This window comes from Conexibacter sp. SYSU D00693, from assembly GCF_017084525.1.
Taxonomy (GTDB): Bacteria; Actinomycetota; Thermoleophilia; order Solirubrobacterales; family Solirubrobacteraceae; genus Baekduia.
In genome coordinates this window covers 1415191-1428802 of record NZ_CP070950.1, presented here as the reverse complement: position 1 = coordinate 1428802, position 13612 = coordinate 1415191, and the positions used below count along the sequence as shown (strand labels likewise).

Annotated in this window: 15 protein-coding genes; 9 read left to right on the top strand and 6 right to left on the bottom strand. The window is 75.8% G+C overall.

Going from position 1 to position 13612, the window contains the following annotated elements; genetic code table 11:
- The gene (locus tag JUB12_RS07185) at window positions 1–510 is read right to left on the bottom strand and encodes a hypothetical protein (protein ID WP_205698936.1); all 510 of its coding nucleotides are present in this window, start codon (window positions 508–510) and stop codon (window positions 1–3) included.
- 34 nt (window positions 511–544) lie between these two features.
- Between JUB12_RS07185 and npdG the strand changes: the two genes are divergently transcribed.
- From npdG to cofE, 4 genes are read left to right on the top strand one after another with little or no spacing between them, the layout of a single operon-like run.
- Window positions 545–1216, top strand: coding sequence for an NADPH-dependent F420 reductase (npdG, locus tag JUB12_RS07180; RefSeq protein ID WP_205698935.1), 672 nt, complete (start codon window positions 545–547; stop codon window positions 1214–1216).
- Entirely contained in the window at window positions 1213–2136 is a 924-nt protein-coding gene (gene cofD / locus JUB12_RS07175) for a 2-phospho-L-lactate transferase (protein WP_241004451.1), read from the top strand. Before npdG ends, cofD begins: the two co-directional genes overlap by 4 nt.
- Window positions 2133–2822, top strand: coding sequence for a 2-phospho-L-lactate guanylyltransferase (gene cofC / locus JUB12_RS07170; RefSeq protein ID WP_205698934.1), 690 nt, complete (start codon window positions 2133–2135; stop codon window positions 2820–2822). Before cofD ends, cofC begins: the two co-directional genes overlap by 4 nt.
- Window positions 2819–3565, top strand: coding sequence for a coenzyme F420-0:L-glutamate ligase (gene cofE, locus JUB12_RS07165; protein ID WP_205698933.1), 747 nt, complete (start codon window positions 2819–2821; stop codon window positions 3563–3565). Before cofC ends, cofE begins: the two co-directional genes overlap by 4 nt.
- A 108-nt stretch (window positions 3566–3673) precedes the next feature.
- Here cofE and JUB12_RS07160 read toward each other — a convergent pair whose 3' ends face one another.
- Together JUB12_RS07160 and JUB12_RS07155 are read right to left on the bottom strand one after the other, a co-directional pair.
- Window positions 3674–4195, bottom strand: a complete 522-nt coding sequence (locus JUB12_RS07160) for a DUF5946 family protein (RefSeq protein ID WP_205698932.1) — start codon at window positions 4193–4195, stop codon at window positions 3674–3676.
- A gap of 6 nt (window positions 4196–4201) precedes the next feature.
- Entirely contained in the window at window positions 4202–4987 is a 786-nt protein-coding gene (locus tag JUB12_RS07155) for an enoyl-CoA hydratase/isomerase family protein (protein WP_205698931.1), read from the bottom strand.
- A 58-nt stretch (window positions 4988–5045) separates the two neighbouring features.
- Here JUB12_RS07155 and JUB12_RS07150 point away from each other — a divergent pair, with 58 nt between their 5' ends.
- The gene (locus JUB12_RS07150; protein WP_205698930.1) at window positions 5046–6038 is read left to right on the top strand and encodes a hypothetical protein; all 993 of its coding nucleotides are present in this window, start codon (window positions 5046–5048) and stop codon (window positions 6036–6038) included.
- Here the strand turns inward: JUB12_RS07150 and JUB12_RS07145 are convergent.
- Window positions 6035–6835 (bottom strand): DUF4389 domain-containing protein, encoded by an 801-nt coding sequence (locus tag JUB12_RS07145; protein WP_205698929.1) that lies wholly within the window; start codon window positions 6833–6835, stop codon window positions 6035–6037. The two genes, JUB12_RS07150 and JUB12_RS07145, sit on opposite strands and share 4 nt — an antisense overlap.
- Before the next feature lie 97 nt (window positions 6836–6932).
- On the opposite strand from JUB12_RS07145, the gene JUB12_RS07140 reads away from it, so the two are divergent.
- Window positions 6933–7589, top strand: coding sequence for an MBL fold metallo-hydrolase (locus tag JUB12_RS07140; protein WP_205698928.1), 657 nt, complete (start codon window positions 6933–6935; stop codon window positions 7587–7589).
- 9 nt (window positions 7590–7598) lie between these two features.
- On the opposite strand, the gene JUB12_RS07135 is transcribed toward JUB12_RS07140, so the two are convergent.
- Both JUB12_RS07135 and JUB12_RS07130 read right to left on the bottom strand, forming a co-directional pair.
- Window positions 7599–9518 (bottom strand): acetoacetate--CoA ligase, encoded by a 1920-nt coding sequence (locus JUB12_RS07135; RefSeq protein WP_205698927.1) that lies wholly within the window; start codon window positions 9516–9518, stop codon window positions 7599–7601.
- A gap of 28 nt (window positions 9519–9546) precedes the next feature.
- A complete protein-coding gene (locus JUB12_RS07130; RefSeq protein WP_205698926.1) occupies window positions 9547–10773 on the bottom strand; it encodes a hypothetical protein in 1227 nt (408 codons plus the stop codon).
- Here JUB12_RS07130 and JUB12_RS07125 point away from each other — a divergent pair.
- Genes JUB12_RS07125 through tenA form a run of 3 tightly spaced genes read left to right on the top strand, consistent with a single transcriptional unit; the run spans window position 10754 to window position 13610 of the window.
- Entirely contained in the window at window positions 10754–12169 is a 1416-nt protein-coding gene (locus JUB12_RS07125; RefSeq protein ID WP_205698925.1) for an amidase, read from the top strand. The two genes, JUB12_RS07130 and JUB12_RS07125, sit on opposite strands and share 20 nt — an antisense overlap.
- Window positions 12166–12945 carry an inositol monophosphatase family protein gene (locus JUB12_RS07120; RefSeq protein WP_205698924.1) on the top strand — a complete coding sequence of 260 codons (780 nt, stop codon included), beginning with the start codon at window positions 12166–12168 and terminating at the stop codon, window positions 12943–12945. Before JUB12_RS07125 ends, JUB12_RS07120 begins: the two co-directional genes overlap by 4 nt.
- Complete coding sequence (gene tenA / locus JUB12_RS07115; protein WP_205698923.1) at window positions 12942–13610, top strand: thiaminase II; 669 nt, start codon at window positions 12942–12944, stop codon at window positions 13608–13610. Before JUB12_RS07120 ends, tenA begins: the two co-directional genes overlap by 4 nt.
- Window positions 13611–13612 lie beyond the last annotated feature (2 nt).

Genomic DNA, 13612 nt, shown 5'->3' with positions numbered 1-13612 from the left:
CTACTTCTTGGCCGCGGCGCGGGCCTTGAGGACCTTGATCCGGACCTCGAAGGACGAGTACGCGTTGGGGTAGTTGACGTCGAAGCCCAGGACGTCGCTGGAGCGCGCCATGGTGCGCGGGAGCTTGATCTTCCAGCGGCGGAAGGTCTTCGTCACCGCCCGGCCGGTGCCGGTCCAGGTGATGCGCTCCTCCCCGAGGCCGTCGATGCGCGCGGCGCGCCACGCCAGGTGCGAGACGGTGTGCTTGAACAGCAGGGTGACGTCCTCGCCCTGGCGCACGGTGATGGTCGCGGCGTCCTTGAGCGGGTAGTCCTTCTTCGGGTCCAGCTCGAGGCACTCACCCGTCCCCTGGGCGTTGGGATGGCAGTAGCTGCCGAGCTTCGCCTGCACCGTCTTGCCGCCGTACTGCACGAACATCGAGCGGTAGTCCGGCACGGCGGTCTGCGCGAGCGCGGAGGGCGCGGCGAGGAGGCCGAGGGCGGCCAGCGGGACAGCGGCACGTCGCGTCATCAGTGCGGGAGCATGCCACGTAGACTGCGCCGCCGTGCCAGACGAGCAGCCCGTCTCCATCCTGGGCGGCACCGGCGCGCTGGGCTTCGGGCTCGCGCTGCGCTGGGGCCGTGCGGGGGTCCCGGTCGTCATCGGGTCGCGGGACGCCGACCGCGCGGCGGACGCCGCCCGCAAGGCCGCGGAGCTGGTCCCCGAGGGCTCCTTCGAGGGCTTGGGCAACGCGGAGGCCGCGCAGCGCGCGCAGACCGTCCTGCTCACCGTCCCGTTCCGCTCGCAGTCCGAGACGCTCACGAACCTCAAGGAGGTGCTCCAGGAGGGGCAGCTCCTCGTGGACGCCACCGTGCCGCTCGCGGCCGCCGTCAGCGGCAAGGCGACGCGGACGCTCGGCGTCTGGCAGGGCTCCGCGGCCCAGCAGGCCCAGGAGATGGCGCCCGACGGCGTGCGGGTGGTCAGCGCGCTGCACACCGTGGCGGCCTCGGTCCTGCGCGACCTCGACGCGACGCTCGACGAGGACATCCTCGTGTGCGGCGACCGCAAGGCCGACAAGGGACCCGTGATGGAGCTCGTCGAGCGCATCCCTGGCCTGCGCTGCGTCGACTGCGGCAAGCTGGAGATGGCGCGGCTGACCGAGCAGCTGACGCCGCTGCTCATCGGCATCAACGTCCGCTACAAGACCCACGCGGGCATCAAGATCACGGGCCTGTGAGCCGGCCGGTCGTGGTGCTCGCCGGAGGGACCGGCGGGGCGAAGCTCGCCCGCGGGATGCTCGACGTCGTCGGGGAGGACCTCGTCGTCGTCGCCAACACCGGCGACGACGTGGAGCTCTACGGCGGCTACGTCGCGCCCGATCCCGACCTCGTCACGTTCTGGCTGGCCGACCGCATCGACGCGCGGGGCTGGGGGCTGGAGGGCGACACGTTCCACGTCATGGACGGGCTGCGCGAGCTCGGCGAGGAGGTCTGGTTCAACCTCGGCGACCGTGACCTGGCCGTCTGCCTGCTGCGCGCGCGGCGGCTGGCCGAGGGCGCGCGTCTCACGGAGGCGATCGGCGAGGTCGCGGCCTCGCTGGGCGTCCGCGCGCGGGTCCTGCCGATGAGCGACGCGCCCGTGCGCACGCGCGTCAAGGCGCGCGACGCGTGGCACGACTTCCAGGCCTTCATGATCCGCGAGGGTGCCCGCGGCCCGGTGCAGGACGTGGCGTGGGACGGCCTGGACGACGCCGCCCCGCCGCCCGAGGTCCTCGACGCTCTGGCGAGTGCGCGGGCGATCGTCATCGGCCCGTCCAACCCCGTCATCTCGATCCGCCCCATCCTCGAGGTCCCCGGCATGGTCGACGCCCTGCGCGCCTCCGAGGCCAAGGTCGTCTGCGTCTCGCCGCTGGTGGGCGGCGAGGTGGTGAAGGGCCCGACCGGGCCGTTCATGGCCTGGGCGGGCTTCTCGCTGGACGCCGCGGGCGTCGTCGCGTCCTACGGCGGCGCGTCGCTGGTCGACGGGGTGGTCTGCGACGAGGCCGACGCCGGGCACGACCTCCCCGTGCGCCAGATCGACACGCTCATGGCCGACGCCGACGCGCGCCGCCGCGTGGCCGCCTCGGCGCTCGAGTTCGCGGAGGCGCTGGCGGCATGAGCCAGACGATCGCGGTCCTCCCGGTCAAGCGCTTCGGCGCCGCCAAGCAGCGGCTGTTCACCGACGGGATGTCGGAGGGCACGAAGCGGGCGCTGGCCGAGGCGATGGTGACCGACGTCCTCATCGCCCTGCGGCGCTCCAAGCGCATCGACACCACGCTGGTCGTGACGGGCGAGCCGGCGGCCGAGGCGCTCGCCGGCGGCTACGACGCCTCCGTGGTCGCCGACCCGTCGGACGACGGCCACTCCGCGGCGGCGCTGCGCGGGGTGAAGGCGGCGATCATGCTCGGCGCCGAGCGCGTGGTCCTGCTGCCCGGCGACTGCCCGGCACTCGTGCCGGCCGAGCTCGACGACCTCGTCGCGCGGGCCGGGCAGGGCCCGGAGGTGCTCGTGGTCCCGGACCGCCACGGGACGGGCACCAACGCGCTCGTGCTGACGCCGCCCGGCGTCATGGAGCCGTCGTTCGGCCCGGGCTCGCGCGAGCGCCACGAGGACCTGGCGGCGCGCGCGGGGGCGCGGTCGGAGGTCGTCGAGGTGCCGTCGCTCATGCTCGACGTCGACACGCTTGAGGACCTCGGCGCGCTGCGCGAGGCGCTCGCCCGCGTGCACGGCAACGCCGCGAACACGCGCGGCCTGCTCGCCCGCTTCGCGCGGGTCGCGCCGCCGCCGCCCACACCGCCGGAGTGACGGTGCTGCGCGGGCGGGCGCTCGAGGGGCTGCCAGAGGTCCGCGCGGGCGACGACCTGGCCGCGCTCCTGGCCGCCGCCCGCGGTGGGGAGGGGTTCGGGCCCGGCGAGGTGCTCGTCGTCGCGCACAAGGTCGTCTCGAAGGCGGAGGGCCGCGTCGTCGCACTGTCCGGCATCGAGCCCTCGCCGCGGGCGCTGGACGTCGCGGCGGCCCACGACAAGGACCCGCGCCACGTGGAGGTCGTCCTGCGCGAGACCGCGGAGCTCGTCCGCGAGCGCCCGGGCGTCCTCATCTGCCGCACCCACCACGGCTTCGTGTGCGCCAACGCGGGCGTCGACGGCTCCAACGCGGGGGCGGAGGGGCACGTCGTCCTGCTGCCGCGCGATCCCGACGCGAGCGCCCGCGCGCTGCGCGCGGCGCTGCCGGGCCGGCCGGCGGTCGTCGTCGCCGACTCCTTCGGCCGCGCCTGGCGCCACGGGCAGTGCGACGTCGCCATCGGCGTCGCGGGCCTCGCACCGCTCGAGGACTGGCGGGGGCGGTCGGACGCGGACGGTCGCGAGCTCAAGGCCACCTGGATCGCCGTCGCCGACCAGGCCGCCGCAGCCGCCGACCTGGCCCGCGCCGGCAAGGACGGGCGCACCCCCGCCGTCGTCCTCCAGGGCCTCGAGCGCTGGGTCACCGACGACGATGGCCCCGGCGCCGCCGCCCTCCTGCGCCCGAAGGACGAAGACCTCTTCGCCTAGGGGTGGAAGGTGCCAGGCACCTTTCACCTGCTCTCAGCGGGCGGGGGTGGAAAGTACCTGGCACTTTTCACCTGCGCCGGGCGCGGGGTGGAAGGTGCCTGGCACTTTTCACCTGCGGCGGGCGTGGACCTGGTCGAGCCAGCCGCGGATGCGGTCGTGGTGCGGGGCCCAGGCCTGCCAGGTCGTGCGGGCCCAGGCGAGGACGGCCTCACGGTGCTCGTCGGGGTCACGGTCGAGGACGTCGACGACGGTCATGCCGTAGTGGCCGGGTGGGTCGAGCCACTCGAGGCCGTCGGGCGCCCGGCGCGCCGCCTCGCGCAGGACCCGGAGCCGGCGCTCCTCGTCGCCGCCGCGCTCGAGCTGGTCGCCGAGGGCCATGAGGTGCAGCGCCAGCGACTGGGTGGTCCGCCGCTCGGGCTTGCCGGGGTGCTGGACCGCGTAGGTGTCGACCGACAGGCCGTGGGCCTGCCACGGCTGCAGCTGCTGGTACTCGCGCGCCAGCAGCTCGCCGTGGCGCAGCCAGCACGCGGGGGAGGCGCCGACGTACGCGTGCGTCGGGCCGCCGGCCGCCGGCAGGACGGCGCCGCAGCCCGGGCACGCGCTGGTCGGGGCGTCCTGCCCGCCGGCCATCGGCGCTCAGCGCCCGGCGAAGACCGGCTGGCGCTTGGCCATGAACGCCTGCGCGGCCTCGGCGAAGTCCTCGGAGGCGACGCAGATCTCCTGCGCGGTGACCTCCTGCTCGAGCGTCGTACTCAGCGCCGGGCGCGCGCTGGCGTCCATGACGCGCTTGGCCAGCCCGACGGCGATCGGCGCGCACTGCAGCAGCTCGTCGACCAGCGCGCCGACGGCGTCGTCGAGCCCGTCGGCCGGCGCGGTGCGCGTGATGAGCCCGATGCGCTCGCCCTCCTCGGCCGGGATGAGCTTGCCGGTCATGATCAGCTCCTTCGCGCGGCCCAGGCCGACCAGGGCCGGCAGGCGCGACGACCCCCCGACGTCCGGGATGAGACCCAGGCGCACCTCGGGCAGGCCGACGAGCGCGTCGGCCGACGCCACGCGGAAGTCGCAACCCAGCGCGACCTCGAGCGCGCCGCCGATGCAGCCGCCCTGGATCTGGCAGATGACCGGCTTGGTCATCCGCTCGGCGGTGTTCGGCACGTCGAGGAAGAGCTCGCGGAAGTGGCGCAGCTGGGAGCGGCCGCCGCCGCCGGCGCCGGCGGCGAGCTCGGTGAGGTCGACGCCGGAGGAGAACATCGGCCCCTCGCCGCGCAGGACGACGACGTGGACGTCCGGGTCGGCGGCCGCCTGGACCAGGGCCTCCTTGGCCGCGAGCAGCAGCTCGGCGTTCATCGCGTTGCGCTTCTCGGCGCGGTTGAGGACCACGTGGCGCACGCGGCCGCGGTCCTCGGTCAGGACGATGCTCATGGGCGGGACCCTACTCCGCGGCTGGTGCTCCGCCGACGTGGTTAGGGTCCCGCGAGCGATGGCCTCGCCCGTGCTCGCCGCCCTCCGCGTCCAGCCGTTCCGCGGCGACACCGTGGCCGCGGGCGCGGTGGTCCTCGCGACGCTCGTCGCGCTGCTCGACGCGCGCGACGACTGGGCCGACGGCGTCCAGCTCGCCGTCGCCGCGGCGGCCGGGCTCTTCGTCGCGGCGGTCGCCGTGCTGTCGCCCGTCGAGGGGCGCGACCCGCGCGTCTACCAGACGGTCCTCTTCGTCACGACCGTCGTGCTCGTCGCGCTCACCGTCTTCCGCGTCGCGGAGCTCCTCGAGGCCGAGGGCGCCGGCGCCGTCACCTGGCAGGCCGTCGCGATCGCCGCCCCCGCGACGTGGTTCGCGCGCAAGCGCGGCTCGGGGACCTGCGCGCTGCTCGCCGCGACGGCGGGCGGCATCGCGGTGCTCGCGGCGGTCGACTGGCTCCTCGGCTGGGACTCCGCCAACGCGATCCGCTGGATGCTCCTGCTGCTGACCGCCGTCTTCGCGCTGAGCGCCGTGACCGTCCGCGATCGCCGACCGCGCAGCGCGGCGATGCTCGCGGTCGCCGGCGGCTTCTCGACGCTGGGGATCGCCGCGACGTTCGTCGTCGAGCTCCTGGTCGCCGGGATCTTCGCGGGCTTCGCCGACGTCGAGCACTTCGCCGAGCAAGGAGGAGGCAGCTTCCTGATCGGGGGGCCTGCCTTCGACGGCACCGGCACCGGCTGGATCCTCCTCGTCCTCGCCGCCGGCTTCGGCCTCTGCGCGTACTCGGGCGTGGAGCGCCAACCCGGGCCGGCCTACGTCGGAGTCGCCAATCTCGTCGCCTTCCTCGTCCTCGCCGCCGACGACGGTTCGCTCGTGGGCTGGCCGCTCGTGCTGGCGCTCGGCGCGGGGGCGCTGCTCGTCATCGGGCTGCGGCCCGCGCGGCCGCTGCCCCCGCCGCCCGAGGCGACCGGTCCGGCACCGCCGAACCTGCCGCTTCCCGGGCCGAGCGAGCTCTAGCGCGACGCCGGCGGCAGCCAGCCACCGTCGCCGCCCCCGCGCTTGGGCTCCTCGCCGAAGGCCGCGCCGGCGTCGGCGTCCTGGCCCGGCACGCCCGGGAGGGCCGTCGTCGTGGCCGGCGCCTCGGGCGCCGGCGCAGGGCCCACCGCCGCGGGCACCGGCGCCGGCGCGGTCGCCGGTGCGGAGGACGGCAGCGCCCCGCGGGCCCGCGGCTCCAGGCGCAGCTCCGGCTCGATCGGCGGCCAGCGATCGGTCAGCAGCGCGTAGAACGAGTAGTACTGGAGGTTCGAGGCGAGGCCCATGTGGATCGCCTTCTGCAGGCCCTCGGGCTGGCGGCCGGTGACGAGGATCGCGAACCACGACCCGATCGCCGCCAGGTAGGCGACGACCATGTACGCGAAGTTCAGGATCCCCCACGGGATCGCCAGGAAGTAGCGCAGCAGCGCCTTCCAGCGCGAGGCCTCGGGCGCCGGCTCCTCCGGGCCGACGACGCGCACCGGGAAGTCGGGCCCGGGGTCGAGGCTGAAGGGCGGGTAGCGATCGGTCGCCAGCAGCATGTAGGCGCCCAGGCGGATCGACCACCGCACGGTGCCGAGCACGAACCGGTGAGCGCCCGGGATCGACCGTCCCGCGAAGACCTGGCTGAACCACATCGCGATGACGGCGAAGACCGAGACCAGGCCGACCACGGCGATCGCGACGACGTGCGGGATCGCGAGGAGGAAGCGGAAGAACGTCGTGAGCCGGCTGCGCTTGGGCTCGAAGTCGACCTCGAGCTCGTAGGGGTAGTCGCCCATGCGCGCGACGCTATCCGAGCGTTCGGCCGGCGCCGGGGACGCTGCGGTGAACGGCGCCCTTGACCTCAACCACGCTTGAAGTCCTACGGTCCTGCCCATGGACCTCATCGCCCCCGGCCTGCACCTCACCGCACCGCTGGACCTGGGCTTCGGTCGCGTCCCGCTGCAGGCGCGCGCCGCGCTCCTCGTCCGGCCCGACCACGGAAACGTCCTGCTCTACGGCGCCGCCGCCGCACTGCCGGAGCTCGACGCCGTCCGCGACGTCGGCGGCGTCGCGCGCCAGTACCTCAACCACGCCCACGAGGCGACCGCCGAGGCCGCGCAGCTGCGCGACGCCCTCGGCGCCCCGGTGCACGTCCACGCCGCCGACGCCGACGAGGTCGCGCGGACCGTCAGCGTCGACGCCACGTTCACCGACCGCCACCACGACGGCGACCTGGAGGTCGTGCCCGTGCCCGGCCACACCCCTGGAGCGACGGCCTACGTCTGGGACGACGACGGCCGCCGCGTCCTCTTCACCGGCGACACGCTCTTCGTCCGCGGCGGCCAGTGGGTCGCCGCGCTGCTCGACGGCGTCAGCGACCGCGAGCGCTACGTCGAGAGCCTCCACCTGCTGGCCGCGCTCGAGCCCGACCTGCTCGTGCCGGGCGTCGCGCCCGTGGGCGAGACCGGCGCCTACGCGACCGACCCCGCCGACGCCCGCCGGCGCATCGAGGAGGTCGCCGCCCGGCTCGAGGGCGGCGCCGACCAGTAGCGCGCGCCCTCAGCCGGCGGCGCCGCCCGCGCGCTCGCGCGCCAGCGCCACGAACGGCTCGAGCGCCGCCGGGTTGGCCAGCGAGTCGCGGCTCGCGGCCTTGTCCGGGTCCTGGCCCATGAGGATCCGCTTGACCGGCACCTCGAGGACCTTGCCGCTGAGCGTCCGCGGCACCTCGGCGACGGCGAAGACCTCGTCGGGCACGTGGCGCGGCGAGCAGTCCTCGCGCACGCGCTTGGCCAGGGCCCGGCGCAGGTCGTCGTCGAGCTGCGCGCCCTCGCGCAGCACGACGAATAGCGGCATCCAGTTCTCGCGACCCTCTTGCGGCACGTCGACCACGAGCGCGTCGACGACGTCCTCGACGGCGAGCACCGCGCGGTAGAGCTCGCTCGTGCCCATGCGCACGCCGCCGCGGTTGATGGTCGAGTCGCTGCGCCCGTAGATGATCGCGGTCCCGCGGTCGGTGAGCTCGAGCCAGTCGCCGTGGCGCCAGACGCCCGCGAAGTGCTCGAAGTACGCCTCGCGGAGCTTCGAGCCGTCCTCGTCGCCCCAGAAGGAGACCGGCATCGACGGCATCGGCTGGGCGATCACCAGCTCGCCGACCTCCCCGACCAGCGCCTTGCCGTCCTCGTCCCACGCCTGGACGTCGCAGCCCAGGGAGCGGGCCTGGAGCTCGCCCTCGTAGACCGGCAGGGTGGGGACGCCGCCGACGAACGCCGTGCAGACGTCGGTCCCGCCGCTGGTGGAGAACAGCCAGGTGTCCGCGCCGAGCTGGTCGTAGACCCAGCGGAAGCCCTCGGGCGACAGCGGCGAGCCGGTCGAGCCGACCGCCTGGACCTGGAGGTCGCGCCCGCGCGCGGGCTCGACGCCCTGCTTCATGCAGCCGGCGAGGTACGCCGCGCCGGTGCCGAACGTCGTGATGCCCGTCTCCTCGGCGAGGTCCCACAGCACGTCGCCGCCCGGGTTGCCGTCGAAGAGGACGATCGAGGCCTCGGTCAGCAGCACACCGACCAGGAAGTTCCACATCATCCAGCCGGTCGTCGTGAACCAGAAGACGCGGTCCCCGCGCTGCGCGTCGAGGTGCAGGTGCATCTTCTTGAGGTGCTCGACCAGGATGCCGCCCTGGCCGTGGACGATCGGCTTGGGCAGGCCGGTCGTGCCCGACGAGTAGAGGACCCAGAGCGGGTGGTCGAACGGCACGCGCTCGAACGCGAGCGGTCTGGGACGCAGGAAGCCGTCCTCCCAGCCCGTGCCGTCGAGGTGGCCGAAGCGCACGACCTCGCCGCCGACCTCCGCCGCGATCTGGCGGACCTGCTCGGTGCGGTCGAAGTCCTTGCCGCCGTAGCGGTACCCGTCGACCGCCAGCAGGACCTTCGGGGTGATCTGCGCGAAGCGGTCGATGACCGACCGCGCGCCGAACTCGGGCGCTGCGCTGGACCAGATCGCGCCGAGCGAGGCCGTGGCCAGGAACGCGGCGATCGTGTCGGGGATGTTGGGCAGGTAGGCGGCGACGCGGTCGCCGCGGCCGACCCCGAGCGCCTGGAGGCCGGCCCGGACCTCCGCCACGCGCGTGCGCAGCTCGCCCCACGTCATCGCGGCCGCGGGCCGCAGCTCGGAGGCGTGGCGGATGGCCACGTCGGCGTCGTCGTGGGGCGCCGTGCGCAGCAGGTGCTCGGCGTAGTTGACCTGCGCGCCCGGGAACCACACCGCCCCCGGCATGGCACGGGACGCGAGGACCGCTTCGTAGGTCGAGTCGACGCCGAAGTGCTCCCAGATCGCGGCCCAGAAGCCCTCGAGGTCGTCGACCGACCAGCGCCACAGCGCGTCGTAGTCCTCGGGCAGGCCGCGGGAGCGGGCGAACTGCGTGACCGCCGCGCGCTCGATGCGCTCGGGCGACGGGGTCCAGAGGACGTCGGCGGTCGCGGACATGGCCGCACTCTATGCCTGTGCGTCGCGTCTACGCGCGCGTGCGCGCGAGCAGGCGCTTGGGGCGCCGCGGCCCGCTCGCCGGCCGGGCCGGCTCCGGCTCGGCGGCGCCCAGCTCGGCATCGAGCCGGCGGACGAGGCCGACCGCGAGCTCGACGGTCGCCTGTAGGGCGGCGGGGTCCAGCTCGCCGCCCTGGCGCCTGGTGCCCAGCCGGATCGCCGGCCAGCGCCGCGCCCGGGCGACGCGTGCGGGCGACGTGGTGGCCGACGCCGTGGGGGCGGCCTGGAGGTGGGTCTCCTCCGCCGCCAGGCGCTGTGCCAGCGCCACGAGCTGCGGGTGTGCGGCGAGCGGGACGACGAGCCCCTCGCGCCGCCAGAACCGCGGGGGGCCGCTGCCGCAGTCGCCCAGGTGCAGGACGCAGACCTCCTCGGCCGAGACGCCGGCCCGGCGCAGGCGCTGGAGGTGCGCCGCCATCCCGAGCGCGCCGGCGCCGCACAGGACGACCTCGACCGCGAGGCGTCGCGGAGGGCGCGCGTCGAGCGCCGCCGCGACCGCGAGGGCCGCGGCCGGCCCGGTCGCGGCGCCAGGGGAGGGATCGGGCGGCGCGAAGGCGTGGTCCAGCAGCGCGCCGAAGGCGACGACGAGCCCGATCGTCGGCACGAGCTGCGCGGGACCGAGCCAGTCGTCGTCGACGTCCTGGCTGCGCAGCGCGCAGAACACGGCGACGCCGAGCAGCGACCACGCGACGACGCGGACGGCGCCGGGGACGCCGGTGAGCGCGCCGCGGCGGGGCGCGTCGGTCGAGGCGGTGACCAGGAGCGTCACGCGGCGGCCGGCGGCGCGCGCGGGGGAGACCACGAGCTGCGTCGCGCGCTCGCGCGTGAGGCGGCGCAGGACGCCGGCACCGGCGAGCTCGAGGACGAGCAGGACGAGGGACGCGAGGGCGATCCACAGGGCCGTCCGGGCGTGGTCGACGCTGACGACGGACGCGGCGATGCCGCCGACGGCGACCGCCGCGTACGGCGCCGCCCACTGCGGGCGGACCCACAGCGTCTCGACGCGCGCCTCACGCCCGTGGGCCCACAGCTCGCGGGCCAGGCGCTTGGCCGCGCGGCGCTCGGCGTCGGTCCCGGCGCCACGCCCCTTGGCGCTGGCCAGCTCGCGCGCCAGCTCGGCTGGCGCCGTCGTCTCCCTCGTCGCCCGGCGGATGGCGGGACGGTAGCGTCCGGGCCCGACCATGACCGCCACCACCAGCACGGCCGACCTCCTCTTCGCGGGCGCCGCCCGCCAGGCCCAGGCGGTCGCCGACGGCGAGGTCACGAGCGTCGAGCTGGTCCGGGCGACGCTCGACCGCATCGCCGAGCGCAACCCGCGGCTCAACGCGTTCCGGGTCGTCCTGGGCGAGGAGGCGCTCGCCGAGGCGGCGGCGGCCGACGAGCGTCGCGCGGCGGGCGAGGGCGGGGTGCTCAACGGCGTCCCGGTGGCGATCAAGGACGACGCGGACGTCGCGGGGCTCGACACCTGCCACGGGACGGCGACGTCGCGTGGGCGCGCCGTGGTGGATGCCGACGTCGTGGCGCGGCTGCGCGCGGCCGGGGCCGTCGTGGTCGGCAAGACGCACATCCCCGAGCTCTCGATGAGCCCGGCGACCGACACGACGACCTACGGGTCGGTCCGCAACCCGTGGGACCTGCGCCGGACGCCTGGCGGCTCGAGCGGCGGCAGCGGCGCGGCGGCGGCCGACGGGCTGTGCGGTGTCGCGCTGGGCTCCGACGGCGCGGGGTCGATCCGCGGGCCGGCGGCGTGGTGCGGGCTCTTCGGCATCAAGCCGACGCGCGATCGCGTTCCCATGACGCCCGACGCCGCCGACGGCTGGCAGGGCATGGCCCACCGCGGCCCGCTGGCGCGGACGGTGCTCGACGCGGCGCTCTTCCTCGACGCGACGGTCGACGACGCGCCGCTGGAGGACGGCGGGTTCGCTGCGGCCGTGCGCGCGGCCGACCCGGGGCGGCTGCGCATCGCGGTCTCCACGAAGGTCCCGGTCGGGGTGGTGGCGCCGCTGGGGCGCGAGGAGCGCGAGGCGCTGCGGGGCACCGCGCAGCGGCTGCGCGCCCTCGGCCACGACGTCGTCGAGCGCGACCCGGACTTCCCGCCGTCGTTCTGGGCAGCGGCGTACACGCGCGTGCTGCGCGGCATCGCCGACCAGGCGCGCGACGAGCTCGACGACCCCGCGGTCCTCGAGCCGCGGTCGCGCAACGTGGCGGCGATCGGCGCGCGGATCCCCGACGCCGCGGTGCGCTGGGCGCGCGGCGCCGAGGACGGGATCGCCCGGCGCATCGAGGCCCTGTGGGACGACGTGGACGTCCTGCTCACCCCGTCGTGCGCCGATGGTCCCTACACCGCCGGGACGTTCACCCAGCACGGCACCGCCTGGTGGCTGGCCTTCGCCGCGCGGCGCATCCCGTACTTCGCGCCGTACAACCTCACCGGCCAGCCGGCGGCGTCGGTCCCGGCGGGCTTCGACGACGACGGCCTGCCGCTGGGCGTGCAGCTCGTCGGCCGCCCGCGCGACGAGGCGACGGTCCTCGCCCTCGCCGCGCAGCTCGAGCAGACCCACCCCTGGGCGCAGCGCCGCCCGGGTGGTCGCGCGTGACGGGCGACGAGCTCGCCGCCGTCGCCGAGGAGGCCGCTCGCGCCGCGGGCGACGTCCTCGTCGCGCGCTTCGGGCGCGAGCGCGCGCTGGCGACGAAGAGCACGCCGACGGACGTCGTCAGCGAGGCCGACCTCGCCGCGGAGCGCGCGATCCGCGAGGTCCTCGCGGCCCGCGTGCCGGACGACGGGATCCTGGGGGAGGAGGGCGACGACGTCGAGGGAACGACCGGCCGGCGCTGGGTCGTCGATCCGCTCGACGGGACGGTGAACTTCCTCTTCGGGCTGCCGCAGTGGTGCGTGAGCGTCGCGTGCGAGTCGACCGCGGACGGCGGTGGCGTGCTGGTGGGCGTGGTCTGGGACCCGGTGCGCGGCGACCTCTTCCGCGCGACGGCCGAGGGCGTCGCGACGCTCGGCGGCGAGGCGCTGGAGGGCTCGTCCCAGGACGAGCTCTCGCAGGCCCTCGTCGCCACGGGCTTCGGCTACGACGCCGCTCAGCGCGGGCGCCAGGCCGAGCTCGTGACACGGGTGATCCAGCGCGTGCGCGACGTGCGCCGCATGGGCTCGGCGGCGCTCGACCTCGCCTGGACCGCTGCCGGCCGCTACGACGCGTACTTCGAGCACGGGGTCAAGGCCTGGGACACCCGCGCGGGCGAGCTGCTGTGCGCGCGTGCGGGCCTGGAGGTCGTCCGCCTCGACGGCGGCGGCGTCCTGCCGGCGGGGATCCTCGTCGCGCCCCCGGCGCTCGTGGCCGAGCTGCGCGAGCTCGTCGGCCCGTGACCGGCGACGGGCGCTGGAGCACCGCCGCACGCGCGGTGGCCGACGAGCTCTGGGAGGCCCAGCACCGCCACCCCGTCGTCCGCGGGATCGCCGACGGCACGCTGGCGGTCGACCGGCTGGAGCGATGGGTCCGCGAGGACTGGTGCTTCCTCGTCGACTACGCCCGCGTCCTGGCCTTCGCCGCCGGCCGCGCGACGGAGCTCGACGCCGTCGCCCGCTGGGCCGAGGTCGCGCACAGCACGCTGGCCGACGAGCTGCGCCTGCACCGCTCCTACGCCGCCCAGTTCGGGATCACCGAGGACGAGCTGGCCGACCACGCGCCCGGCCGCGCCACCGCCGGCTACACCGACTTCCTCCTGCGCTGCGCCGTCGCCGAGCCCTACGAGGTCCTCGTCGCCGCACTGCTGCCGTGCATGTGGGGCTTCAGCGAGATCGGCCTGCGCCTGGCCGCCGAGGGCGCGGCGCCCGAGGACGAGCGCTACCGCGCGTGGATCGGCTCCTACGCCGACGAGGGCTTCGCCGCGCTCGCGGCCTGGTGCCGGGACGAGGCGGATCGCGCCGCCTCACGCGTCGACGACGCAGCGCGTGCGGCGATGACGCGGGCGTTCCTGCGCTGCAGCGAGCACGAGCTGGCCTTCTGGGACCAGGTGCTCCAGGACGGCTAGGC

Coding starts and splice junctions, on each gene's coding strand:
- JUB12_RS07185 (WP_205698936.1), bottom strand. CDS start 510: ATGACGCGACGTGCCGCTGTCCCGCTGGCCGCCCTCGGCCTCCTCGCC.
- cofC (WP_205698934.1), top strand. CDS start 2,133: ATGAGCCAGACGATCGCGGTCCTCCCGGTCAAGCGCTTCGGCGCCGCC.
- JUB12_RS07160 (WP_205698932.1), bottom strand. CDS start 4,195: ATGGCCGGCGGGCAGGACGCCCCGACCAGCGCGTGCCCGGGCTGCGGC.
- JUB12_RS07155 (WP_205698931.1), bottom strand. CDS start 4,987: ATGAGCATCGTCCTGACCGAGGACCGCGGCCGCGTGCGCCACGTGGTC.
- JUB12_RS07150 (WP_205698930.1), top strand. CDS start 5,046: ATGGCCTCGCCCGTGCTCGCCGCCCTCCGCGTCCAGCCGTTCCGCGGC.
- JUB12_RS07145 (WP_205698929.1), bottom strand. CDS start 6,835: ATGGGCGACTACCCCTACGAGCTCGAGGTCGACTTCGAGCCCAAGCGC.
- JUB12_RS07140 (WP_205698928.1), top strand. CDS start 6,933: ATGGACCTCATCGCCCCCGGCCTGCACCTCACCGCACCGCTGGACCTG.
- JUB12_RS07135 (WP_205698927.1), bottom strand. CDS start 9,518: ATGTCCGCGACCGCCGACGTCCTCTGGACCCCGTCGCCCGAGCGCATC.
- JUB12_RS07125 (WP_205698925.1), top strand. CDS start 10,754: ATGACCGCCACCACCAGCACGGCCGACCTCCTCTTCGCGGGCGCCGCC.